This is a genomic window from Gallionella capsiferriformans ES-2, from assembly GCF_000145255.1.
In the GTDB taxonomy this organism is placed as follows: domain Bacteria; phylum Pseudomonadota; class Gammaproteobacteria; order Burkholderiales; family Gallionellaceae; genus Gallionella; species Gallionella capsiferriformans.
In genome coordinates, this window is the sequence record NC_014394.1 from 1,572,077 (window position 1) to 1,597,088 (window position 25,012).

The window sequence follows — 25,012 nt, forward strand, 5'->3', positions numbered from 1 at the left end:
CTCAGTAAGCCGTAATGCACCGTGCAGTATTAGGCGTTCTGCTACCGATTCCAGAGCAATAATGTTTTGCAGTTCCTATTTTTGCATCCTGTTTTGATCAACGATTTAGAGAGTCATATTTACTCTTTCGCTGACTCAAAATTAATATCCCCCTCAGCGCTCTCTCCCCGCCTCCTGAAAAGCGCCCAATACAGGCGACAGCAGATATTCAAAGATGGAACGTCTGCCCAGATGGATTTCTGCCGTCACTTGCATACCCGGCGTCAGGCTATGGCGTACGCCATCCACAACGAGTTCCTGCGTTTTGAGGTCAATCAGCGCACGATAACTGGAAGGCTGTCCATTGCCGGGTTTATTGTTTGGCGTGCCGGTTTGTCCTGCACTTTGTTGCGGCGTGTCACTGGCATCTGCACTCAGATTGACGACTTTTCCGTCAATCATGCCGTATTTCTGAAACTGGTACGACGCCAGTTTGAGTTTGACGTTTTCGCCCGTATGAATGAAACCCACGTCCTGATTCGCAACCCATACTTCGGCCCGCAGAATTTCTTCATTAGGAACCAACGTCATCAAAATCGTACCCGGACTAATAACCGTGCCAGCGGTATGCGTGGCGAGGTCTTTGACTACACCATCCTGCGGCGCCTTGAGTTCGTGCAGACCGCGCCGGTATTGCTGCTTAGCCAGTTCCTGTTCCAGCTTCTCGAATTTGTCGCTGATATCGGCACGTTCGGCTTGCAACTGGCGACGGTAGTCGGCGGTGATCTTGCCGATACGCTCTCGGCTTTGTTGCAGCGTGGCACGTGCAGCCGTGATGATGTGTTGCTGCGACTGGAGATCTTGTTCCTTTTCAATACGCTCGCGGGCTTTGTCGGTCGCAGAGAGTTGGCTGACATAGCCGTCTTTGACCAGATCACGATAGGCATCGTCCTGCGCACGGTAGTGCGGTAAAACTTGCATCAGTTTGCTGCTGACTGTTTGTGCCGAAGCGAGTTCGCTTTGTGCTTTGTCATGCAGTGCATGTTCTTCCGCCAACGCCGTTTCCAGCGCTTTTCGGTTAGCGATATATTGGTTAAGCACAGGATTAAACAGTTCAAGCGCTTCGCTCGGCAGCCGTTCAAAAAGCTGATTCGTCAGTTCCGCATCAATGCGCCGCAGGGTAATTTTTTTACCAAGATAGTCAGACTTGATTTCACTACCATCCGCATCCGTCAAGGTGGTATCCATGCGCATCAGCGTCTGCCCGGCCTGGACATGCTGGCCCTCGTTGACCAGAATTTCACGGATAACGCCTTGCTCGGAGGGCTGTACGATTTTGAGATAACTTTGCGGCAACAGCTTGCCTTCGGCACTGGCCACCACATCAAGTTTACCGAAAGCAGCCCAGATCAGCAGCAGTCCAAACAGTATCAGCAGGCCATACAATACCGCGCGGGCGAACGGCCGGGGCGGCTGTGCCTGAATGCGCAACAACCCGGGTGAGAAGTCTAGCGGATCGACGCCGGTTAACTGTTGCTTCCAGTGTTTCTTGCCGGAAATATTTTGAGGAATTTTTTGTTTCTTCGACAGTATATCCATTTTTACAGCCTTCATTTGGGTAACCCAATCGCGTTATGCTCCACGCCTGACACCTCATTTTTTGAGAGCTGACCGGTTTCTGCGCTAAGCTTGAGGTAATTTAGAATGAGATCGTTGTGCGCCTTGTTCAGGTCGCGTATCACTTCGTCACGCTGTTGCCGGGCTTGCAACACATCGAGGTCGGCCTTGAGTCCGTGCGCGCGTTGCGATTCGGCTGATTTAAGGGCGATAGTGGCTGATCTGACCGCCTGTTTACCGAACTGTTGGCGTGTATAACTGGATTTCCAGGCCAGCCATGCTTGCTTGATTTTGAGGTGCGTGTTGCGCCGTGCGGCTTCTAGCTCATAACGGGCCTTGTCCCGCATGGCAAGTGCTTCACCGACTTTGGCACTCTGTTCGCCGCCACTGAACAGCGGCACGTTGAGTTGCAGGCCTAGACTGTTGATGGTGTTGCGAAATCCGGCTTGACCACCCGTCAATCCAGATCCCTGAACCGCGTTGTTATATGACGCCACCATATCCAGCGTGGGCAAATGTCCGGCACGCTGTTTACTCACTTCTTCATTCGCTACTTCCAGTGCACGGCTTGCTGCCAGTATCGTAGGACTACCGTTTTCTGCCTGAGAAATCCAAAGTTCGGCTGAGCTCTGCTCGGGAATAAGGGACGCGTAACCCTCCGACAGCACGGTGTTTGCAGGTATATCCGCCGGCAGTACCTCTTGACCGATGATTTGCTCAAGCACCGCCAGTTTGAAGCTATATTCGGTCTGCGCCGTGACTTGCTCGGATTGAGCCTGATCCCGTCTGGCTTGCGCGGCTTCAAGCTCCGTTCTGGACATAACGCCCTTTTCCAGCGCGCGTTGTGACAAGTCCAATTCCTTTTGAGCTGCCGCAAGTTTGATGTCAGTTGCAAAAACGGCGTCACGCCCTTGCCGGATGTCCAGCCAGGCCTGAATCATCCGTATCAGCAGTTCCTGTTCGGCGGCCAATAATTGGTAGTCGGCCTGATTCACCAGCAACACCGCTTGATTGAGTGCAAAGTATTTCTCGGCGTGCAACAGCGGCTGGGTCAGATTTACTTGCACCCCATGACTGTTGTAGCGCTCGGGAATGCTGTTGCCCCGATTGTTCAGCATGGCATAATCGCGACGATTGGCATTGGTATTGGCGCTGGCAGTGAGTTGCGGCATCAGTCTGGCGAATGCCTGCGAGGAGCGCGCCCGGTTCACCGCTAGATTGGCTTCTGCCGCAAGATAAATCGGATCGTTGTGCAACGCCTGCTCGATGGCATCATTGAGCGTCAGTGCATGAGTAGCATTAGTCAATGCAGCAGCGCAGATGAAACCCTGCAGCAACAAACGTGAGGCACACTTTATCATCCGACGGATGCGTTTTGTCTGTGGCTTATTCGGCATATTGATCACGAATGGGTTGCGCCCGATTCAGGCTGACCGAAAGTCAACACTTCATCCACCAGCAACGCTTTCGGGAGCTGATGGGTGATGAACAACATGGTGACACGACCTTTGAGCTTATTGACGGTGCCGGCGAAGTGCTCGGCGGTGGCCTGATCCAGACTGCTGACGGCCTCGTCGAAGATCAGCACACGCGGGCGCTTGAGCAGCGCACGCGCAATGGCAATACGTTGACGTTGTCCGCCGGACAGGCCGATACCATTCTCGCCAACTTCAGTCTGATAACCCTGCGGCAGTTGCTCGATGACGGCGTGAATCTCCGCCATCTGGCAGGCGCTAACAATTTCCTCAAAGTTGGCATGAGGATTGGCCAATTGCAGATTCTCATAGAGCGTACCTGAGAACAGACGCGTCTCTTGCGGAACAACGCCGAAGTTAGCTCGCAGTTCGTTGGCCGCAAGATGACGAATGTCGTAGCCGTCAAGCAGGATGCTGCCGTCATCCGGCCAGTAAAAACCTTGCAGCATCTTGGCCAGCGTACTCTTTCCGCAGCCGGATGGCCCCATCAGTACGGTGAGTTTTCCCGACGGCAGCGTCAGATTGAGATTTCGGTACAGGTAGGGAAGTTTATCGTTATAGCGAAAGCTAACTTCCCTCAATTCGACCTTGCCACCAGCCCCGCCCTGCGCACGGGCGGGTACCAGCGCATGCGGCTCAGCAGGCGTATCCATTAAGTCCCCCAGACGCTTGACGGCAATATCGGCCTGTTGAAATTCCTGCCATAGCCCGGCCAGTCGTAACATAGGTTGGCTCATGCGTCCGGCGAACATCTGAAAGGCGACCAGCATCCCGATGGTAAAGCCATCATTTTTCATGACCAGAATTGCACCTACCACGAGGATGGACAGCGTCATGATCTGTTCGAGCGCATTGGCGGCAACGTTGTAGCTATTGGATAGTTGGCGCGTGGCAAATCCGGCAGCCAAATATTGAGCAAGGTACTCGCCATATTTCTGTTCCAGCACCGGTTCCATTTGCAAGGACTTAACAGTTTCCATCCCCGCCACGTATTCGGTCACGAAGGCCTGATTTTTGGCACCCAGCAAAAATTGGTGATTGAGTTTTTCGCGGAAAGCAGGAGTGACCGCAAAACTTAATGCGGTAATTAGCAACAGCAAAAAAAGCGCCACCAGAGTCAGTTGCCAGCTATACCAGAACATGACTGCGACGAAGATGAGTAAAAATGGCAGGTCAAGCAATAACGTGACAGCCGCACCAGAAATGAATTCACGCACGGTTTCTACCCCGTGTAATCTCGCCACCAGCGTGCCGGTCGGACGGTGTTCAAAATAGGGTAACGGCAAGTGCAACAAATGACGAAACACCTGACTGCCCAGCACGGCATCGATCCGGTTACCGGTGTGCAGGACAAAATACTGACGCAACCAGGTCATTGCACTATTGAACAGCATAAATATTACCAGCCCGACGGCGACGGCAATCAGTGTGCTTTGTGTTTGGTGGACGATCACTTTGTCTATAATGACTTGTGTGAACAGCGGAGTGATCAGTCCGACAAGTTGAATGGCGAGCGATGCAATCAAAATGTCGCGCCAAATGCGTTTGTGCTTCAGCAGCTCGGGTATAAACCAGCGAAAACCGAACGGCGTATGTGCCTTTTTTTCTGCTGACTCTTTAGATGCGGACTGTTCGGCCTCTAAATCCGCCGTCGAGTTAGTGGTGTCACGCGCCACCAATAAAATATCATTTCGGAAATGCTGGCTAAATTCTGTCAGTAAAATTGTTTCCGGTTGTTGAGCACCCGCCCGGAAGAACATAACGCGCTCAGCATCTGCTTTAATTAATAACACAGGGGTAGCCGGTTTGGGTGGGGGCGTTGCGTCTACCTCCCCAGTTTCAACAGATGAAATAGCTTGGGATTCCGCCTCTTGGATCTTCTCAGCGGCGGTCAGTATTTTCGACTCATCATCACGTCCACATACAAAAGCGACCACAGGAAAGGGAATACGCTCCAGTGCAGCAATACCCTGTTCATCTAACTTAATTTCGCCAACCTTGAAATCCAGTGTCTGCAAGGCATTGAGCAACGTGGTGCGCGAATATGGCGGCGGAAATTGCTGCCGAACCAGATGCGCATCGAATGGAATACGAAATACGTTAGACAAGCTACCGATCAGCCATAGCATGTCTTGCCCTGAATAGTGCATCACTTCCCTTTACTTAAATTTATTCAGTTAAATTTTGATTTAAAACTGGCTGTTATTGCGAGCGTCAAACATCGAACCAAATATTGCATCTGGTTTTGTATGTGTATTGACTCTATTGTGGCAGATCAGATTTTTCTTGAAACCTATTAAAACTAATAGGTTGGCCGGTAAACCTCAATAATTCAAAGATTTACCGGCCACTATTACGGACAAATAGTTAATATCCTACTGCTTTGGCCAGTAGAAAGTACCTGTTCACCGTACTCTTAAAGAGAGCTACGCTCATTTATTGCAACGCGACCGCTCCGCCTTGCAATCCCTGCAAAGCATGCAAGGTTTGCGCCTGCGCACCGAACAACGGGTCGTTCAGTGTGGTTTGAGCGGCGGTGAGATTCATGCCGGTAAAACTGCCGCTCGTGCCGTACTGATGCGCAAGATCGCCGCCCAGCGCCACGGTATCGCTGCCGGATAAGCGTGCCGCCAGCAAACTGTTGGTCGCACTCCAGTGCATGAAGGTCGCACTGGTCCCGCGAGCCTGATCGAAGGCATTGGCTACCGCAGTGAAATTGAAGTTCTGCACCGCCTGATTCAACAACGGGTCGGTCGAGGTGGCATTGAAACCCGCCATCGCATCCGCCATCACTTGCAGATCGAGCACGCTCTTGTTATTGGCCGTGGTGTCGTACCAGTTCGCGAATGTGATCTGCTCTCCGTTGCCCACTTCTAAAATCAAGTTATTACTGACCTTGGACAGCGCCAGATCGGCGTAATTGATGCCGCACCCCAGACTGACGACATTGTCGGTACCGACGCCGCCGTTGACTACATCCATACCGTCGCCACGGTTGAAGGCGATGATGTCAGCCCCGCTACCTGTCGTGATCGTGTCATTACCAACGCCGCCTGCGAACAATTCGTTGCCGGTACTGCCGGTTAATGTATCCGCCCCCGCTCCACCGTCCAGCAAATTGGCCCCGGCAGTATCGGTGAGGGTATCGTTGCCAGCACCGCCTTGCAGGATGTCGTTACCCAAATTTCCATTCAACACATCATTACCATCGAGACCAGCCAATGTGTCGCTATAAACCGTTCCAACAAGATTATCGTCACCTGCGGTTCCAACCATCGTGTGTATCTGCGCTTTGCTCAGGCCCGTCCCGTCCGAAAACGTGAAGGTCTCGATGCGGTACGCGTCGCTGCTCCACCAGTTCTCAACGGTGATCTGATCCCCACCCGCCGGGTTCAACGGGTCATTGATTTTAATCAGCAGGTTGTTCCCGCTCCGGCTCGCACTAATGTCCGACGCACTGATCCCCGCTCCAAACTGCACAGTATCCGCTTTAACCAGATAGCTCCAATAAGCATTGGTGCCGATATCCAGAATGGTGTCCGACCCATCGCCTCGGTTGAACACGTAGGTGTCCGCTCCCGATGAGCCTTCCAGCCGGTCATTGCCAACGCCGCCAACAAACGTAGTGCTCTCACCGTAGTAGCCTGCGTCGTAGCCGTTCGCGCCGTTGTGCGTGACCTTGAGAAGATCGTCTCCCGCGCCACCTTCCAGCCGGTTCGCGCCCACGTAGTTCACCGTCACCGCGTCGTTTCCGTCCCCTCCGTAAATGGTGTTGTTCCCGCTCGCCGTCACTACGTCATCGCCCGAGCCCGCATCAATCACGTTCGTGCCGCCCGTGTCGCTGATCGTATCGTTGCCCGATCCCGCATTGATGATGTTATTCTCGTCCCAGCCAGCAATGACATCTGCTCCAGACGTACCATTCAGCGTTTGCGCCATCGTGTGTATCTGCGCTTTGCTCAGGCTCGTCCCGTCCGAAAACGTGAAGGTCTCGATGCGGTACGCGTCGCTGCTCCACCAGTTCTCAACGGTGATCTGATCCCCACCCGCCGGGTTCAACGGGTCATTGATTTTAATCAGCAGGTTGTTCCCGCTCCGGCTCGCACTAATGTCCGACGCACTGATCCCCGCTCCAAACTGCACAGTATCCGCTTTAACCAGATAGCTCCAATAAGCATTGGTGCCGATATCCAGAATGGTGTCCGACCCATCGCCTCGGTTGAACACGTAGGTGTCCGCTCCCGATGAGCCTTCCAGCCGGTCATTGCCAACGCCGCCAACAAACGTAGTGCTCTCACCGTAGTAGCCTGCGTCGTAGCCGTTCGCGCCGTTGTGCGTGACCTTGAGAAGATCGTCTCCCGCGCCACCTTCCAGCCGGTTCGCGCCCACGTAGTTCACCGTCACCGCGTCGTTTCCGTCCCCTCCGTAAATGGTGTTGTTCCCGCTCGCCGTCACTACGTCATCGCCCGAGCCCGCATCAATCACGTTCGTGCCGCCCGTGTCAGTGATCGTGTCGTTGCCGTCACCTCCGTTGATCGTGTCATTCCCAGTTCCCGCGTTGATCGTGTCATCGCCTCCGCCTGCGAATAACGTGTCATTCCCTCCTCCACTACTCAAAACGTCATTTTGAGCCGTTCCGATAATCAATTCAGTCTGCGTAGTTCCCGCTGTATTAACTCCACTTTGCGTTACCACAACATTGCTGTACGAATCATTCAACACAGCCAATAATTCAGGTGTCATTGCAACCGACGTAACCGCACCTTCAAATAATCTCAGCGAACGCGATGTCCAATCCGTATCCGCCAACCATCCCTGCTCCCCAGCAATTTTGTTGAAGCTCAGCAGATCCGAGAGTCCACTCGCAGCATCCAGAAAAATCCTGCTCTTGAGAGCCGTCTGCACGGCGCTTAAATCAAACGTAAATCCGTTGCTATCCACTTTGATGCCAATCTGGTCAAACAACGGTTGCAGGCGGATGCTTTCCAAACTATTGGAAAACGAGTCCGCAACGGCATTGAATGCATCCACATAGGCTTGCGCTGGATTAGCGGTTCCGCCAAATACGTCAGTGGTCGGAGTGCTCCCTCGTATGGCATCAAGCACCCGAACCATATCGGTAATCTCTTGGCTAGCCATGACGCCAGCATCGCTTGAAAGTGTAAAAGTACTTCCGGCTCTCACGTAAACGACATTCGATGAACTCGCGCTGTAAGTCTGATAGTGAGTATGGAGATATACGGGGCTTGAACTATAGAGCGGATCGGTCTTGGACCACTCAACCAGTACTTGGGTAAGCAATGCCTTTCGCGCCGTTAAAGTCGTCGCTGCGGAATATTGTCCCAACGCCTCCGCCAGAGCAGGCGACAGCGCTGCCGCCTGCTGCAAATTTCTCAACCGCCCTGTCCCACCTACATCGGGCAGGCTTTGCAACGCCACTGGCACAGTTATCTGTGTTGTGTAACTGGAGTGGAAGGTATCTTGGGTGAAGTTAACATCCGCCATGGTACTGACAGTGCCATCGGTACGTGTGTAACTGCCGGTTTCGGCTTGAGTGCCGCCAGCGACGACAGTGGACGCGGTATTGCTGACTGCGGTGTTGAAACTTTGAATACCGGTTTGCCCGAGAGAGAAAAGCTCGCCCGCTTCCGAAATGCCGTTCTGGTTGAGGTCGCGCCAAACTTGCAGTTGGGCGAAGTTGGCATCGGCAGCATCTACAATCCCGTCGCCGTTGCTGTCCATGTCGGCCAAGGCCGCGAAGCCGTTGGCGGCCTTGCCCCCGGCACCCAACGCGGTGCTGTCCCCGAATAGCTCGGTGCCGTTATCTATGGTTCCGTTGCCATCAATGTCGCGCACGAGCAGACCGTCGTCGCGGTTAACCCAGCCGGTGGCCGTGCGGATGCCGTCTCCGTTCTGATCGAACATGGCCCCACTCGAACCGCTCGCCGCCACCGTCTCGATACCATCGCCGTCGAGGTCTAGCACCAAGGGATCGTAGTAGTAATACACGATTCGGTAAGTGCTGCTGTTCTGGAGGGCAGATTCGAGTTGGTTTATCTTGGAGCCGAGGTCAGAAGAAAATTCTTCCGCAAGTCCTTTGTTCGATATAGCTAATGCAGTCCCAAGTAAACCAATCCCTCTGGAGATGTTTGCAGCTACTTGCACCGCTTTAGACTGAGGACTAATCATTAAAGCTAAGGAGCCCGCGACGACCACAGCGTTTCCAGCTATTGATGCAAGATCTGCCAAGTCCGGGTTTTTACCATTTTCAATATCAGCCTTAATTTTCAAAGCGGTTACAGCTGCTGCCTCTAGGTTAGTTCCAGCAGCCAGCAATGCAGTTTGTGGATTTAGCGCCATGGCCGCTATGCCTGCGACAGTTTGCATTATGGCCGAATTCAATTCTTCACTGGTTTGAGCTTGGTTTATTCCATCTATAGGGGTGAATACATTTACAACAAGGGTCTCCAGCGTTTCTAAAGGTCCAGGCATTTTCTTCTCCTTGTTAACTTAGTAAAATTTCATGATCACAATTATTAGAACGAGTATTGCCAAGCTCCCAATGCACCATTTCGAAATTTCTTCGAAAAAATGGCAAATTCGGATCAATTTATTTTCCAACTCAGAGACACCTTGCTCTTGCTTCCAAGACACTAATTTCAAATAACTTATTCTCCCCTCTTTTAAGTAAAGGTATGTCATCGAAACAACAGGCACAATCCACGAGCAAATAAAAACGCCAAATAAGAATGCCCATAATAGATATTTAATTATCGGCATCCCATTCCCCGCTTTACTAACCCCCCTTCATTTGTCGCCTGCTGGGATCGCGTCCTTTTTTTAACAAGGAAAAAAAAGGGGGGCTGCCATCGGGATTTATTGGGGGCGGTTGGCGACCGATAACGTGCATCCTGCGGCAATGTAATTAAACCTTGCACGCCCTGTATACCTTGACCCACCCAAGCTCCGACTTCAGTTGCCGCGCTCATATCCGTCTCCTTTAGTAATCAGTTTTAAAATATCTTCCTCAGTAGCAGCAATATGCAAAAAACAACCAGCACTTTTTCTAAAAAAATAATTCCCCTCTGAAGCTTCAACTGCCCTTGTGATAATTCCTCATTATTCTTGGAATATCTGCTGGCCCACGCACTCAATACAGCATCTACACTTTTCGTTTCCCTATAAATCCATACATCCAGATAAATGTGTAGTAGCAACAACAGAATTGCCGCGGCACCGCCTAAATAGAAAAACTCCCTCATTACTTATCCTCTTGCCAATAAACCAATTTGAGCCATATCTAACCAAGCAAACTTTGAATTTAGATTCCTAAAATTTCAACTTCAAACAAACCAAAATCCCTTTTCTATACGCCGTGACGAAGAGATTGGAACCATGCTGTCAAAACAAAAATGAACCACATCAAAATCGAAAAAATACAATGACACCAAAGCCAGATCATTGCAGCGTCAATAACTCGCACAACCAAACCACCATGAGATGGAAGTTCTTGCAATGATGTGTAACCTATGTAAGACACCGCGATAACAGAGACCATATCAAGTACAACCGACCCTATACCTTCACGGCTCTTCGAGTAATCGCGAATGACAGAAGCTATGCTCCGATAATCCGCGCTTCTTGATATTTGCAATTCAGAATCAGCTCTCCCAACAATCACATAAGACAATAGGTTCCATTGGCCCCGCCCCTCTGCACCATGAAATATCCCTGCATTGAACTGACGCAATAGACTTGCTGTAACTAGCGTTATAGCCAGATAGCAATATAGATAGACCGATACTGTAATAAGGCTAGCGACTGACACCCAATCCCGGCTGTAACCAGGATAGTTCTCAATTTGGCTAATGAGTACTTGGCGCAGAGTGAATGTGTCAGAAAGTGAATTAAGGGTTGTCGGCAAAATAATGAAAAGCAGGGTTGCAATGCCTAAGCATGCAATGCCAACTCTGACCAAAAGAATTAGTACGCGGCTTTGATTCATTGTGTCTCACCCAATATTTTTAATTTTCTTGAATTACGCGCTATAACTTCAACTTCGAACAAACCGGACTACCCTTTGATGCCGCCTCCCGAATCAATGCACCACCTTTTACACAATCCGTCCCTTTACTTAAATTTATTCAGTTAAATTTTGATTTAAAACTGGCTGTTATTGCGAGCGTCAAACATCGAACCAAATATTGCATCTGGTTTTGTATGTGTATTGACTCTATTGTGGCAGATCAGATTTTTCTTGAAACCTGTTAAAACTAATAGGTTGGCCGGTAAACCTCAATAATTCAAAGATTTACCGGCCACCATTACGGACAAATAGTTAATATCCTACTGCTTTGGCCAGTAGAAAGTACCTGTTCACCGTACTCTTAAAGAGAGCTACGCTCATTTATTGCAACGCGACCGCTCCGCCTTGCAAGCCCTGCAAAGCATGCAAGGTTTGCGCCTGCGCACCGAACAACGGGTCGTTCAGTGTGGTTTGAGCGGCGGTGAGATTCATGCCGGTAAAACTGCCGCTCGTGCCGTACTGATGCGCAAGATCGCCGCCCAAGGCTGCCGTATCAGTACCGGACAAACGTGCCGCCAGCAAACTGTTGGTCGCACTCCAGTGCATGAAGGTCGCACTGGTCCCGCGAGCCTGATCGAAGGCATTGGCTACCGCAGTGAAATTGAAGTTCTGCACCGCCTGATTCAACAACGGGTCGGTCGAGGTGGCATTGAAACCCGCCATCGCATCCGCCATCACTTGCAGATCGAGCACGCTCTTGTTATTGGCCGTGGTGTCGTACCAGTTCGCGAATGTGATCTGCTCTCCGTTGCCCACTTCTAAAATCAAGTTATTACTGACCTTGGACAGCGCCAGATCGGCGTAATTGATGCCACGTCCCAGACTAACGACATTGTCGGTACCGACGCCGCCGTTGACTACATCCATACCGTCGCCACGGTTGAAGGCGATGACGTCAGCCCCGCTACCTGTCGTGATCGTGTCATTACCCGCGCCGCCTGCGAACAATTCGTTGCCGGTACTGCCGGTTAATGTATCCGCCCCCGCTCCACCAATCAGCAGATTGTTCCCACCGCTATCGGTCAGCGCATCGTTGCCGTTGCCACCTTGCAGAATATCGTAGCCCGCATAACCGAATGCAAAGCTACCCAGCACCGTGCCGTCGTCGAACACCAGCTTCTCGATTTGATACACCGGATTGATGTAGTAGTTGACGATGCGCAACGAATCACTTGTTCCGTTGACTTTGATGACCAAATCGTAGGTCGGCCAGCCGTTATTGTCGAGTTCCCGCGCATACGATACCTGAGACGGATTAAGTCCGACCAGTTTTACGGTATCGATACCGTTGTCGAAGTCAAGTATCCTGTCCTGACCTGAACCCATGCCGAACAAATAGGTATCGTTGATGCTGCCGTTCCCGCCACCACGCAGGACGGAACTATTGCCTGATCCGCGCAAGTCAATCGCGGCCGCATTCATCTCGGCAGTGCCCAGCACCGTGCCATCGTCGAACACCAGCTTTTCGATTTGATACACCGGATTGATGTAGTAGTTGACGATGCGCAACGAATCACTTGTTCCGTTGACTTTGATGACCAGATCGTAGGTCGGCCAGCCGTTATTGTCGAGTTCCCGCGCATACGATACCTGAGACGGATTAAGTCCGACCAGTTTTACGGTATCAATACCGTTGTCGAAGTCGAGTATCTTGTCCTGCCCTGAGCCTATACCGAACAAGTAAGTATCGTTGCTATTGCCGTTGTTGCCGCCGCGAACAACCGAATCGTTGGACGATGCACGCAAATTGAATACGGACACATTCATCTCGGCAGTGCCCAGCACCGTGCCGTCATCGAATACAAACTTTTCAATCTGGAACACCGGATTGATGTAGTAGTTGACGATGCGCAACGAATCACTTGTTCCGTTGACTTTGATGACCAGATCGTAGGTCGGCCAGCCGTTGTTGCCGAGTTCCCGCGCATACGATACCTGCGATGGATTCAGACCCGCCAGCCTGATCGTGTCGATGCCGCCGAAGTCGTAAATCGTGTCCTGGCCTGAGCCTGCACTAAACAGATAGACATCGTCTCCATAACTGCCAAACAGCGTGTCATTGCCAGACGTGCCGGTAATCATAGAGGCAACGGTCATGTTGAAATCGGTCGTTGCCGAGAGTCCGCCGGTATCGGTTGCCGTCAGCCGGATCGCCAGCGCACCCAAATCGCCCATACCAGCAGTGCCATTCAATCGGCCGGTTGCCGGGTCAATACTCAGCCATGCAGGCAACGCAGAACCATCGGCAAGCGATGCGCTATAGGTCAAACGATCGCCGTGGATAAAATCCAGATCGGTAAACAGGATTGCGGGCAACGAAAGATTCACGGCCTTGCCTTGCGCGACAAGCTGATCTGCAATCTTCATGGTAACAACCGGTGCATCGTTGACGTTCGCCACGTTGAGATGGAACGCACTGGATGCGCTCAGTCCCCCAGTATCGGTGGCTGTCAGCACAATACTGAGACTGCCCACATCCGCGTTACCCGGTGAGCCCGTAAAGCTTAATCTGACAGCGTCGAAGCTGAGCCAGCCCGGCAGCGTTGAACCATCGGATAGAACTGCGGAATAGTTCAACACGTCGCCTTGGTCGATGTCAGTGAAAGTGCCGACCGGGACGGTGAAGCCGAACGCCGCCGCCTGCCATGTTGCCTGATCGACGATCGGACTTGCCGCTACCGGCGCATCGTTTGCGCCGACGATGGTTGCAGTAACGCTTGTAGCGGATGCCGCTCCCGCGCTGTCGGCTATGGTGTAGCTGAAGGTATCCAGCACCGTCTGCCCGGCAGCCAATGATTGATAACGGAGCCCCATATTCAGAACCAGATTACCCGATACATCCTGAGCAACGGCGTTTCCCTGAACCGAAATAGCGTCAAAACCAGTCAGGCTCAGGGTATCGAGCGCATTGGCATCGGTATCGTTGGCCAGCAGCGAGGCGATCGCAATGCGGGTTTGAGCGCTATCTTCGCTTATACTGATCGCATCGGGATGAGCTACTGGCGCGACATTCAACAATGACTCCACCGAGACGATGCTGCCATCGGCATACTGAATGTTCTGCACCGAAAGATTACCCACTTGGTTGATGCGGATGCTATCACCCCTGCCAAAGTCGAGGGTAACTTCGCCGTTCGGACCGACCAGCGGCGTACTCATGGCAGCAGTAATGCCCGCCCCCAGCACCAAGGTATTGATCCCGGCCCCCGCTGCGGACATGGCCGAGTCTATAATCGTATCGGCTCCGTCACCCAAATTGAACAGATAGGTATCGTTGCCTGCACCTCCGTTCAGCGTATCTGCACCCCGTCCGCCATTGAGCAGATTGTTGCCGGAATTCCCCGTGATGATGTTATCCAGCGCATTGCCCGTACCATTGATGTCGGCAAGTGCCTGTCCCGAACCTGAGGAAGGATCCGTCAGCGTCAGATTCTCGATATTGTCTCCCAGCGTGTAGTTGATGACGCTTTGCACGGTGTCCACGCCTTCGTTGATATTCTCGGTCACAACATCGCCCTGACTATCCACCCTGTAGGTGTCGTTGCCCGCACCGCCATCCAGCGTGTCATTGCCAGCACCACCGATCAGCGTGTCGTCGCCCGCCCCGCCAAATAGGGCGTCATCCTGTGCGCCGCCGTCCAGCAGATCGTTGCCCGCACCGCCATCCAGTCGGTCATAGCCTTCCATGCCGGACAATTCATCAGTGCCTGTGCCGCCAAACAATGCGTCATTGGCAGTACCGCCATAAACCTGATCGTCACCGGCATCACCGGAAAGGACGTTATTGCCATCGCCACCGGATAGCATATCGTTACCCGCTCCGCCAAACATCACATCGTTGCCGCCTTCGCCCAGCAACGCATCGTGGCCATCTCCGCCTAGCACCACATCGTCGCCCAGTCCGGCGAATACCACATCGTCGCCCGTGCCGCCGATCACCAGGTCGTTGCCGTCTCCGGCGTAGAGCAAGTCACTGCCTGCGCCGCCATCGATCATGTCATTGCCGATATCTGACATCACCACATCGTCGCCCGCCATAGCTTCGATAATGGTGTTGCCATTGTTACCCAGCAGCAGGTCTTTGTCCGCCGTGCCGGTGACGGTTTCGCCGGAAGGCGCGAACGCCGATTTAAGGGTGACGCTGGTTGTGCCGTCGGCATTGGTGATTTGCACTTCCTCGCTGTAGGCCAGTGTCACGTCCGCCAAGGCGAGCGTGCTGCCATCCACTTTGGTGACTTGACCCATTCCATGTACGGACTGGCCGTTGATGATGGAGAACTGACCATCACTGGAAAGACCTACGGCGGAGATACCCATTTGATCCAGCGATTTGAATTCGCCTGCATCGGTAATGCCGTTCTGGTTCACATCCTGCCATACGCCGAATTGGTTCCACTTCGCATCCAGTGCGGAGAATACGCCGTCGTTGTTGGTGTCGAACGCAGCCAGCCCTTGCAGATCGGTTTGCGCACCGTCCAGATAGGCGGCAAAACTGATCTCGCTGCCGTTGTCGATTGTGCCATTGCCGTTGGCATCTAACGCCAGTAGACCGTCGTCCGCAGTGGGCCAAGCGGTGCGGTGTTTGAAACCATCGCTGTTGATATCGAAGAAAATATTGGAGTCGTTGACGTTGGTGAAGCCGAAACCGTCGTTGCCAAGATCGATAGAAATCGGTTTTTTACCGCCGCCGCCACCGCTGCCAAGGGCAGGGTTATACGCTCCTGAATGAACAGTATTAACCCTGATCGTGGCGCTGGCGCCACCCGCGTCGGTCACGCGAACGGTAAACGGGTCGGCTTGAGTAGTATATGTACGGATGAAAGTTCCACCATCAGTACCGGGCACATGCACCGAGGAATCGTATGCAGCACCCGGGGTATTTGGTCCGACCCAGTTGGTATAACCGACATTTCCGCTGGCATCTACGCTGCCCTGGCCTTTCTGTGCCTGCGCTACCACATCAAAAGTAAAGGTTCCGGGCGCATTGTCCACATCGCTGACGATGAGAGTGGCATTATTCGTCCCGTCTGTATCCACATAAGTCAGGATCGTGTTATGAACTCCGTAAACCGGTGCGGTAACACGAGTGTAGTTATAACCAGTATACGGTGCATATTGCGGACTAGCCGGGATATACCCCGTTCCAACAACATAGGCTCGTGATGCATATCCGTAAAGCGCCCTCACATGCTGATCTATCGTCACTGTCGGCGCGTCGTTGACATTCTGGATATTCATATTCACCGTGGCGGTGGCTGTCTGGCCGGTGCCGGCCTGCAGGGTGTAATTGAACTGTGCCGCCCCGAAGTAATTAGCCTCCGGGGTGTAGTGAATATAGCCGTTTCCATCCAGAAAACCTGTGCCGTGCGTAAATCCGGAGACGCCGGTGAGGCTGATGTTCTGCCCGGACAACCCCGCCAATGTATCGTTGGCCAACAGGTCGGCGGCGCTGATGAGGGTTTCGGTGTCCTCGTAGCTGGTGATGCCGTCGCGGTTGGCTTCGAGCAGGCTCTTGTCGTCAACGCGGGTGACTAGCAGGCTGGTTTGGCCCTGACTGCTCTGGATGATGATGCCTTCCGGCACGACATGGGTGCGCGTGCCGGAGGTGTCGGCTGCCAGGTCGGGGCTGGCCAGTTGTTTGAGCTGGCCGTTCTGCGTAAAAGTACCCATGGCATAGTCGAGCGCGCTGATGCCCAGTGTGCCGAGCGTCTGCACTTCCCCTGCGTCGGCTGCGCCGTTGCCGTTGGCGTCCTGCCACACCTTGAGTTCGTTCCACACCGGGTCGAGGGCACTGAGTTTGCCATCGTAGTTGCTGTCCACCCAGCGCATGCCGTTCAAGCCGCGCGCAGTGAGCGATACGGCGCTGTTACTGAACAGTTCGTTCCCCGCATCGATCTGGCCGTTCAGGTTGCGGTCGAGGAACAGGAAGCCGTCGGCGTTGGAAAGCCAGGCGGTATTCTTGAGGTAGCCGCTGTTGTCCACATCGAAAGCGACCGTCTTATTGGCTCCGGTGGTCTGCACGCCGTCGCCGTTCAGATCGAGTGCCACCGCCCGGAAGGTTTGTGTACTGGCACCTGCTGCGAGTTGGGATGCCAGCAGTCCTGCCCGTCCTGCCCGTTCCTCCTCGGTCAGTCCGGCCATCGGGTCGCCTGCCAGTGTTTGCAATGCCGCAGTTTGAATTTCCCAGGTCGGGGCAATCGCGCCGCGCGCCAATGCCACGCGAATCATTCGTTCGGTCAGGCTCTGCGAGGCTTGTACCGAGCCTGCCGGAGCGTTGTAGGGGCGGCCGGTCAGGTCGTACTTGATGTCCGGGTTGACTTGCACGCCGGTCAGCGGGTCGATATCGGTGATCTGGTAGCCGCTGTAGTTACGGTAGCTCAAACCCGGCAGGCGGTTGGCGATCACGCCGATGCTGCTGCCGGGGTTGAGGGTTTGTTGCTGTGCCGCCAGCTGATCCAGATAGGACAACATGCTGCCGTAAGTTTGGTTAGCCGCTTCCAGTCCGCCGAATTCGCCCACCGCACTGCTGGTGGCGGTGAACCCGCTCCACTGTGCATGGGCGCTGCCCCACGCTTCCGGCGGGGCCTCGCTGCTACTGAACAGGGAGTCGATCATATTGAAGGCGTAATAGGCCCAGGCGACCGGCGCTGCCGGCGTCATCGCGATCGCCCCCATCGCCGCACCGACGGCGTCGCCGTGGACGATGCTGTTGACGATATTGAGGTAAGGCAATGCCGTGTTCAAGCTGTTGATGCTGCTAGCCGTAGTACTACTGAAAGTACCGCCAAAACTGGCATATGCGCTGGCACTGTAGCTGATCGCCTGCGCGCCCGCCGTGATCGCGGCCATGGAATCGCCGCGCTTCAACGCCGCATCCAGACTCATCAGGCTCAATACGCCGCCCGCCACGTTGGATGCCCCGTTGATGCTGGCGTTGGTGGGTTTCAGGTAGGTGGCGCCGGTGGGGTTATTCGGGTCAACCGGCACACGGATCGAAGTAAAGTCGTTGGCAATCCGCAGTCCGGAAGCCACAATCGGCAACGGCTGACCAGTCTGGATAGCTTTGATGAGGCTCAGCGCATCGATCAATGGCGGAGCGTAAGTAGCGACGGCATTTCCAACACCGGCAAGCGCGTTGTAGAGGGTTTGGGCACCGTCACGTGGTATCGGTGCGACCATTGCTTCCATCGTACCATCGGGCTTTGCTTTGTATGATGTAATCGTGCCGTCCGCATTGACTGTTCGGATTTGTTCGAGGCCATCAGGCAAATATTTAACAATATCAATCCCGCCATTCTGCCCAGGACGTATCGCATCGCCATTCACGAACGGAACATACAGGGGTGTGCTGCCAGCCTGAGCGACACTAACATACCCACTACCGTCTGTGCGCATACCAAAACCGGTGCCATCTCCATAACTCACGCCGTAGTCGCCGTTGTTGTACATGCGCATACTGACGCCATCAGATGGACGGTAATAATCCGTGTGATCCGCAAAGCGATACTCTTTGAGTTCGGCAACACTCGGGTTAGTCGCACTCGGGTATATGATAGGGTTCACCCCAGATGCAAACGATGGCAATAAATCAGTATTGGGTAATGTGGATGCGCCAATTGCGGCATTTAGCAGCTTGGAGCCGAACAGCAGTGTGCCAACATTCATAATAAAACCAACTGGATTGCTTAACGCCGCAAGTTTGATTGCGCCTTCAATTACGCCGCCGACCATATTGTAGAGGGCTTCGTTTCCCCCTCCCATCACCGACGAAGTCAACTTCCCAAAGAACTGAGCAGACTCGCTAGGCGCAGAAAATGCAGTGGTAAACAAGGCCATCGCAGCAAGCCCCCCGTAAGAGGCAGCGTTATCGTCAAAAGACAACCCATCAAAAATCGACAGAATAGCTTCCGTAGTTTTTAAAGGCAGTGGGTTCTGATCAATAATACTGCAAGAATTCAGGTCATTCGTAGCCAATGCTTTTGCCAGCGCGCCTTCGAGCCTGTGATACCAACCAAGATAGTTGCCGGGAACATTTCCCGCAGCGGGATCGTAGTTCACCCCTATTTCACACATCGTCCCTAAAGTTTTACCACCAATATAGGTCACCACATCGCCATAACCGGTCAACGGATCGACCATCCGTATCGCTGTAATCGTTGCGCCGGATAGATTTACAGCAGCAATATCTGCTGGGGTAAAGCCTAGCTTTGTCAGCAAATATTCAGAATTAAGGCCGTTCACCTTGGTGGCGGTCAGGTTAGACAAATCGAACCCGCTGATAGCTGAGGTCAGACTCCTCACGTCGTCAAGTGACTTACCTGCTAAGCGCCGATCATTCGCCCAACTGTCGATGGTCGCCTGTGGCACGCCGTGTTTCGCCGCCACAATGATGGCATCCAACACCGCCGCCCCTGCGCTTTGGCCGCCTGCCGTCAAGCTCATTGTCGGATTGTTCAGGAATGCTTCGCGCAATGTCTGCAAGCCACCGTCCAGCACAAAATCCTTGAACTGATCCTGCATGAATTGTGCGGCTTGTGTCGTATCGGCGGCGGAGCCGGGATTGGTGCCGAATGCGCCATTCAAGCCGGCAACCCCAAGCCCAACGGTATTATTGGCAGTATCCAGAGCGATGAAAGCGTTCAGGCCTGTTGGGCTATTCAATACATGCCTTGTTTCGAAGCTGCTCAGGTTAATATTGGGTAACGGGACATAACCCGCTTGACTACCCGCCACATCGGTCACACCGGATGGCAAAAACTGCCCCACCTGAATGACGCTGGGAATATTCTTCTGCGCGGCATTGTTCAGGTCATAGACCAGATTGGAAAAAGTGATGCCGAGATTGCTGTTTTGCAGTTGCTGTGCGTCCAGATTCAGATTAGCCATGCCTTATTCCCCTTTGCAAACGTCAATGTAAAAAAAGTCTAAGCGCTTCGAAAAAAGCTGCTGTTCTTTCCCATACTCCCTGCAACCATCGGGCCCAGTCCCTCCCCCCCGTGATTCGATCTTTACCAACGCCCCATTCATCACTTCATAAAAACCGCCAATATGCTGACTATCTGTTTCGCGGCTCTTCCAATGCGCGCCCCACTCAAAGCCTTTCTTGGAATATTTTGCAAGACCGTGGACTTTACGAACCTGCACCAAATCCATAATGACGGGAGGAACTCCAAATCGTTTAACCGTGCCATCCAGATATAGCAAACGCTCAAAGCGTGGGGACGTCCCCTCAATGGGTTGCGTTCCACTCAGATCTATCCAGATTAGATAGGCCTTCTCGTATGGGAGATACGAAACGTAAGATATTTTCTCTCCCGGATTAAATTGGATATCGATGCGCTTGCCGGAGGGTTGCTCCCAATACACATGGAACGGCGGCATCTCCGCCGGGCCGTCGCGATAAAATCCGGGGCGACCATACTCGTCCCTGCCAATTTTTAGCGCTGGATAACTGGCAGGTTTCCATTCGAAAATAGTACCGTGCTCTACCTTGAGCGGAAATCGCGCCACAAACTGAGGCTCCTCAGGCGCGGCTTTCGGACGTCTCCATACGGGCACGAGTTGACAAGACTGAACATTCAACTCCAGCTCTTGCGGAAAATTCTTTGGATAGGCCTGCAATGGCTCGCCGAGTTTTCCGAAGTACATAGTCCAGCTAAGGCCATTTCGTACGCTTGTAGCTATTCTGCCCTCGCTATAGCACATTAGATCGCCTACAACTCCGGTATCCTCGACCTTCCCGGTCAGAGTATCGACAATTACCACCTTAGGCGGGATCTCGCCAAATTTCGCCTCGAACCCATCGCCCGCATGCATCTCTGCTATGTATCGATGCTCGTCCATCCATGCAGGTTCGCTTAAAGAATACCCCCGCAGATAAAACGTTTTCTTGTAACTTTTCGTCTTGTCGGAAATCCTGAGTTTCGCCGCCAGCGGGTCTTCTGGGATGATTTCAAATGCCGCCGGTTGAGCAGGCACTACAGCGCTCGATGCACCCACATTGCTTGCCCCAACAACCGCAGGCTCTTCCGCCCCTGCATGCACCGACAATATTAACGTACCCATCACCAGCAACGTACACCATGCCCTGTTGAATCTCACTCTTGTGCTCATGCTGCCCTCCTTTCCTCGCGCACCTCATTAGCAGCATTGCCCCTGCCTGCAAGCAGGTCATCGTCGCCCAGCGCGTTGATGATGGTGTTGCCGTAGTGGCCCAGCAGCAGGTCTTTGCCCTCTGTGCCAGTGCTGGCCTTGAGGGTGTAGTCGAAGCTAGCCGCCCCGAAGTAATTAGCCTCCGGGGTGTAGTGAATATAGCCGTTTCCATCCAGAAAACCTGTGCCGTGCGTAAATCCGGAGACGCCGGTGATGCTGATGTTCTGCTCGGACAACCCCGCCAATGTATCGTTGGCCAGCAGGTCGGCGGCGCTGATAAGGGTTTCGGTATTCTCGTAACCGGTCACGCCATCGCGATTCGCTTCGAGCAGACTCTTGTCGTCGACACGGGTGACCAGCAGGCTGGTACTGCCGTTGCTGCTTTGGAGGATGATGCCTTCCGGAACCACATGGGTGCGCGTGCCCTGAGTATCGGCAGCAACGTCGGGGCTAGCCAGTTGTTTTAGCTGGCCGTTACCCATGGCATAGTTGAGTTCGGTGATGCCGAGCTGGGCGAGGGTCTTGAGTTCGATGGCGTCGAATTTGCCGTTGTTGTTGTCGGCCACGCCGTCGCCGTTGGCGTCTTGCCACACCAGGAGTTCTTTCATAACCAAAGGGGTTAGCTTCGCCTTATGTTTTTGCATTTCGTTTCCCTCACTCAACGCAGGTTCGTTTTCCACGGAATTCAATTCTTCTCCGATTCGGCGACGGGAACAGTGTGACTAGCCAATTTGGCTTTACCTTGCGATACACGTTCCACCAGTGAGGTGAGCCGCTGTTCCTGTTCTGCCAGTTTCGGGTCCGTCGCGCCCAGCACAATCTGGTCATCCAGCGCATAGAGCTTACAGTTCTTGCCTGTGCGTTCGCTGCACGCTTGCAGCGCTTTATAGGCTGCATGGCAATCTCCGCTCGCCATCGCCGTTTCACCACTGTCTGCCACCGCGAACGCTCGCGGCATCATGGCCTTCAGGAATTCACGGTAGACTGTCTTTCCGTTATCGCCCACGCTCAGTGGAAGGTGTGCAATATCGTCGATATCACCTATGCCGGTTACCGGGGGAAAGGTGTTGGCCATGGAGCCCTCGTAACCAGCAGGGCATGCTTCCCATTCCATCAGGCCGTTTCTGGCATACAGGCTGCAATGCTCCGCCGATCCGCCATTGCGCGCTTCGCACGCGGCAATTGCCGCTTGGACCGAAGCGTCCTCCCCGGTGCTCAGACCGTATGCTCCGCTGGTGGTCAGGGCGAAGTAGCGGGGATTGGAAGCACGATCGAACTTCCTGTATTCGGCCTTGCCCGCTTCGTCGAGGTAAGGCACAAAATTGGAAGACCTCTCGGTCATCGACCGATAGCGTTCCCACCATAGTGATGACTGCTTCCTGTCTTCTTGCACGCCGGGCAAGCCTCGGCCATACATATTCGATGCTAGGTACATGGCTGGGCTGTAATAGCGCCTCGCATCGTCCAGCACATCGTCCAGTAGTTTCTGCCCGTCCTCATCCGTCGGCAGCGTGTCCATTTGGCCGTTTAGCAGCAAGGGTTCCTTCAGGATAGCCAAGGCATAGTCCCCGCCGCTGACCTGCTTCGCCGACAGTTTTCCGGCAATTTCGCGTTGCAGTTCCCTATCCTTATGTACCTTGAATTCTTCACCCGATTCGGTCATGACCAGACCTTTCTGCAAGCCAAGCAGCAATCGCCTCTGGGCATGGATATCTCCCTGTTTGACCTTGTTTCGCAAGTCGTCGAACAGGGCCTGCGTATGCCGATCATCCTCATCGGCCGCAACATTGTGTGCTATGTCGGCAGCGTTCAGGCCGTTTCCCTTGGCTATGATCAAGGGGATGTCGGCATCGCCCATGTCGAGCAAGGATGGAAAGACTTCGACCTGAGCGCCGAACATACCCAAGAACACCCCGGCCATAAGGCCGCCCGTCGTGGAGAAGATTGGCCCCTCGTGAATATCCAGGTTGCCTACATACTGTATTTTGCCAGCCTCCACATTAAATTTCCGCGAAAATGGCCGCCTCGCATGGAAGAGCGTCAACCGCTGGCCCCCTCCAGCTTGCCCTTCCAGTTGTTCTGAATTGAAGTCATAGAATTCGTAAATTCCGGGCGGCAACATCAGCGCGGCAAGCCGCCCCCAGACTTGGCGAGGCGACCTTGACAACTCTTCCGTGCCGAAGAGGCTCCCTCGGGCCAAGGAGATGCTCCCGTTCCAGTTGACGGGCATGCGTTTGTCATCCTTGATCTCGCGCCATTTGACAGACGATGAGGTTTGTATGGCGCCATGAAGGGTGATCGAGAAAACCGCCACCCCTTTGCCGGGCTGTATTTCCACCGGTTTTTCCAGATTCACATCGCCGGCGCACGCGGCCAAAGGCAGCATTAATGCACATGCACAAAGCGCCAGTCTCAACCGGCTAATTCCCATTTTCATTACTCTCTCTCCCTACTTGCTCGCGGCTACGCCGGATTATTCAAATTCAAAGCGAAACCTGCCTGCCCATGTTCATGCCGTTCCCAATATCATCGAGTAATTTCCGCCTGTTATCTGAAATCCGAGCTTGCGCAGAAAACGGTCCATTTGCTGAAGGTCTGTTCCGCTGTTGATACCGACCGATAACTCATAAGCCCCCCGGTTCTCCGCCCACTTTTTGAAAGCGGTAAGCAGCTTGAGGCCAGCACCACTCATACGTTTGTCTGGCAATAAGTTGTACTGAATGACGCTGGCGACTACCTGATCCGAGAAGAAGTGCCTTTCTGCACACCCGATCAGGCAGCCTATGGATTGTTCATTGCTATCCACTGCAACAAAAAAACAATACGTGCCGCGCGGGTTTTCGACGGCGGCGCGCAGGTTGTCAGCGACGCGTTCCGCATTGAAAGCGTAATCCTTGAAGCGCGTACGTGCTTGAAAGGTACGCGCAAGTTCTACGAAGGACGGAATATCGTCCAAAGTGGCAAAACGAATTTTCATAAGTTTGTTTGGGTCGCTGGATTCAGAGGGTAAATACCGGGGTCACACGATCACTGTGCAGCCCACTCATGCAATTTGAGCTGATTGGCGTTCAGCGGGTCGGGCAGCAGTGCGCTGATTTTTTGTCCGGCAAGCTGCTCCTTGCGCAATTCTTCCAGCATTTTCTCAATCTGTCCGAACGGCGCGACTGCATCGATCAACCAGACGTGTTCACCGCTTTGCCATTCGTGCGGCGCGATGCGCAGCACGCCTGAACGCAGGCGCTGGTCAATCTCGTCATTAACTTTGGCCCAGGTAAAAAATGCAAAAGGAATATTATTTTTGGTATAAAGGCGACATTGATCGAGAATGACGGCGGGCAAGAGCGCCCAGTCGAGGTCGGCGATGAAGGTGAATTTCTTGAGCGGGTCGCGGGCATACAGCCATAACACCGGCCCCAAAATTGGCAATTTGGAAAGGGCTATCTGCGCAGATTCAAGCGTCTGATTGGCTTGCTCGGCGATAACGTGATCCGGTGCATCTTGTTCAATTTTTTTCAAATGAGGCATGTCATTGCCCATGAGCATCTCCTTGTTGTAAATTATGGGTAAGCATGGCGCAGGTGCTGAGACGAATATTTGCACGATTGCAGCCTAAAAAACACCGAATAAATACTAGATAAATCAGCGCACAACCACAGGCGGTGTATAACCGAATTAACCGATTTTTATGACTATGCAGCATGTA

12 protein-coding genes are annotated in these 25,012 nt (G+C 53.3%); all 12 read right to left on the reverse strand.

From position 1 onward, the window contains the following. Positions 1 to 153: 153 nt before the first annotated feature. Positions 154 to 1,578, reverse strand: a complete 1,425-nt coding sequence (locus GALF_RS07150) for an HlyD family type I secretion periplasmic adaptor subunit (protein WP_013293393.1) — start codon at positions 1,576 to 1,578, stop codon at positions 154 to 156. A gap of 11 nt (positions 1,579 to 1,589) precedes the next feature. Further along, positions 1,590 to 2,903 (reverse strand): TolC family outer membrane protein, encoded by a 1,314-nt coding sequence (locus tag GALF_RS07155; RefSeq protein WP_190274104.1) that lies wholly within the window; start codon positions 2,901 to 2,903, stop codon positions 1,590 to 1,592. A gap of 95 nt (positions 2,904 to 2,998) precedes the next feature. Then, positions 2,999 to 5,221 carry a peptidase domain-containing ABC transporter gene (locus GALF_RS07160; RefSeq protein ID WP_013293395.1) on the reverse strand — a complete coding sequence of 741 codons (2,223 nt, stop codon included), beginning with the start codon at positions 5,219 to 5,221 and terminating at the stop codon, positions 2,999 to 3,001. A gap of 286 nt (positions 5,222 to 5,507) precedes the next feature. Continuing rightward, on the reverse strand, positions 5,508 to 9,458 hold the full coding sequence (locus GALF_RS07165; protein ID WP_190274105.1) for a beta strand repeat-containing protein: 3,951 nt from the start codon (positions 9,456 to 9,458) through the stop codon (positions 5,508 to 5,510). 626 nt (positions 9,459 to 10,084) lie between these two features. Further along, complete coding sequence (locus GALF_RS15685; RefSeq protein ID WP_013293399.1) at positions 10,085 to 10,333, reverse strand: hypothetical protein; 249 nt, start codon at positions 10,331 to 10,333, stop codon at positions 10,085 to 10,087. Between the two features lie 104 nt (positions 10,334 to 10,437). Next, a complete protein-coding gene (locus GALF_RS15530) occupies positions 10,438 to 11,076 on the reverse strand; it encodes a hypothetical protein (protein WP_013293400.1) in 639 nt (212 codons plus the stop codon). Between the two features lie 402 nt (positions 11,077 to 11,478). Continuing rightward, complete coding sequence (locus GALF_RS07180; RefSeq protein WP_013293401.1) at positions 11,479 to 20,043, reverse strand: calcium-binding protein; 8,565 nt, start codon at positions 20,041 to 20,043, stop codon at positions 11,479 to 11,481. Between the two features lie 3 nt (positions 20,044 to 20,046). After that, positions 20,047 to 21,270, reverse strand: coding sequence for a hypothetical protein (locus GALF_RS07185; RefSeq protein WP_013293402.1), 1,224 nt, complete (start codon positions 21,268 to 21,270; stop codon positions 20,047 to 20,049). Then, positions 21,267 to 21,953, reverse strand: a complete 687-nt coding sequence (locus GALF_RS07190) for an Ig-like domain-containing protein (RefSeq protein ID WP_013293403.1) — start codon at positions 21,951 to 21,953, stop codon at positions 21,267 to 21,269. The genes GALF_RS07185 and GALF_RS07190 overlap by 4 nt, the downstream gene beginning before the upstream one ends. Positions 21,954 to 21,994: 41 nt before the next feature. Next, the gene (locus GALF_RS07195; RefSeq protein ID WP_013293404.1) at positions 21,995 to 23,746 is read right to left on the reverse strand and encodes a hypothetical protein; all 1,752 of its coding nucleotides are present in this window, start codon (positions 23,744 to 23,746) and stop codon (positions 21,995 to 21,997) included. 72 nt (positions 23,747 to 23,818) lie between these two features. Further along, positions 23,819 to 24,286: a GNAT family N-acetyltransferase gene (locus GALF_RS07200; RefSeq protein ID WP_013293405.1), complete on the reverse strand. Its 468-nt coding sequence runs from the start codon at positions 24,284 to 24,286 to the stop codon at positions 23,819 to 23,821. 50 nt (positions 24,287 to 24,336) lie between these two features. Next, the gene (locus tag GALF_RS07205; protein WP_013293406.1) at positions 24,337 to 24,846 is read right to left on the reverse strand and encodes a protein-lysine palmitoyltransferase; all 510 of its coding nucleotides are present in this window, start codon (positions 24,844 to 24,846) and stop codon (positions 24,337 to 24,339) included. Positions 24,847 to 25,012: the final 166 nt, after the last annotated feature.

What these genes read in the sequence shown, in the direction of transcription:
- GALF_RS15685 (WP_013293399.1), bottom strand. Translation starts at nt 10,333, where the DNA reads ATGAGGGAGTTTTTCTATTTAGGCGGTGCCGCGGCAATTCTGTTGTTG.
- GALF_RS07190 (WP_013293403.1), bottom strand. Translation starts at nt 21,953, where the DNA reads ATGCAAAAACATAAGGCGAAGCTAACCCCTTTGGTTATGAAAGAACTC.
- GALF_RS15530 (WP_013293400.1), bottom strand. Translation starts at nt 11,076, where the DNA reads ATGAATCAAAGCCGCGTACTAATTCTTTTGGTCAGAGTTGGCATTGCA.
- GALF_RS07180 (WP_013293401.1), bottom strand. Translation starts at nt 20,043, where the DNA reads ATGGCTAATCTGAATCTGGACGCACAGCAACTGCAAAACAGCAATCTC.
- GALF_RS07185 (WP_013293402.1), bottom strand. Translation starts at nt 21,270, where the DNA reads ATGAGCACAAGAGTGAGATTCAACAGGGCATGGTGTACGTTGCTGGTG.
- GALF_RS07200 (WP_013293405.1), bottom strand. Translation starts at nt 24,286, where the DNA reads ATGAAAATTCGTTTTGCCACTTTGGACGATATTCCGTCCTTCGTAGAA.
- GALF_RS07150 (WP_013293393.1), bottom strand. Translation starts at nt 1,578, where the DNA reads ATGGATATACTGTCGAAGAAACAAAAAATTCCTCAAAATATTTCCGGC.
- GALF_RS07165 (WP_190274105.1), bottom strand. Translation starts at nt 9,458, where the DNA reads ATGCAAACTGTCGCAGGCATAGCGGCCATGGCGCTAAATCCACAAACT.
- GALF_RS07195 (WP_013293404.1), bottom strand. Translation starts at nt 23,746, where the DNA reads ATGAAAATGGGAATTAGCCGGTTGAGACTGGCGCTTTGTGCATGTGCA.
- GALF_RS07160 (WP_013293395.1), bottom strand. Translation starts at nt 5,221, where the DNA reads ATGCACTATTCAGGGCAAGACATGCTATGGCTGATCGGTAGCTTGTCT.
- GALF_RS07205 (WP_013293406.1), bottom strand. Translation starts at nt 24,846, where the DNA reads ATGGGCAATGACATGCCTCATTTGAAAAAAATTGAACAAGATGCACCG.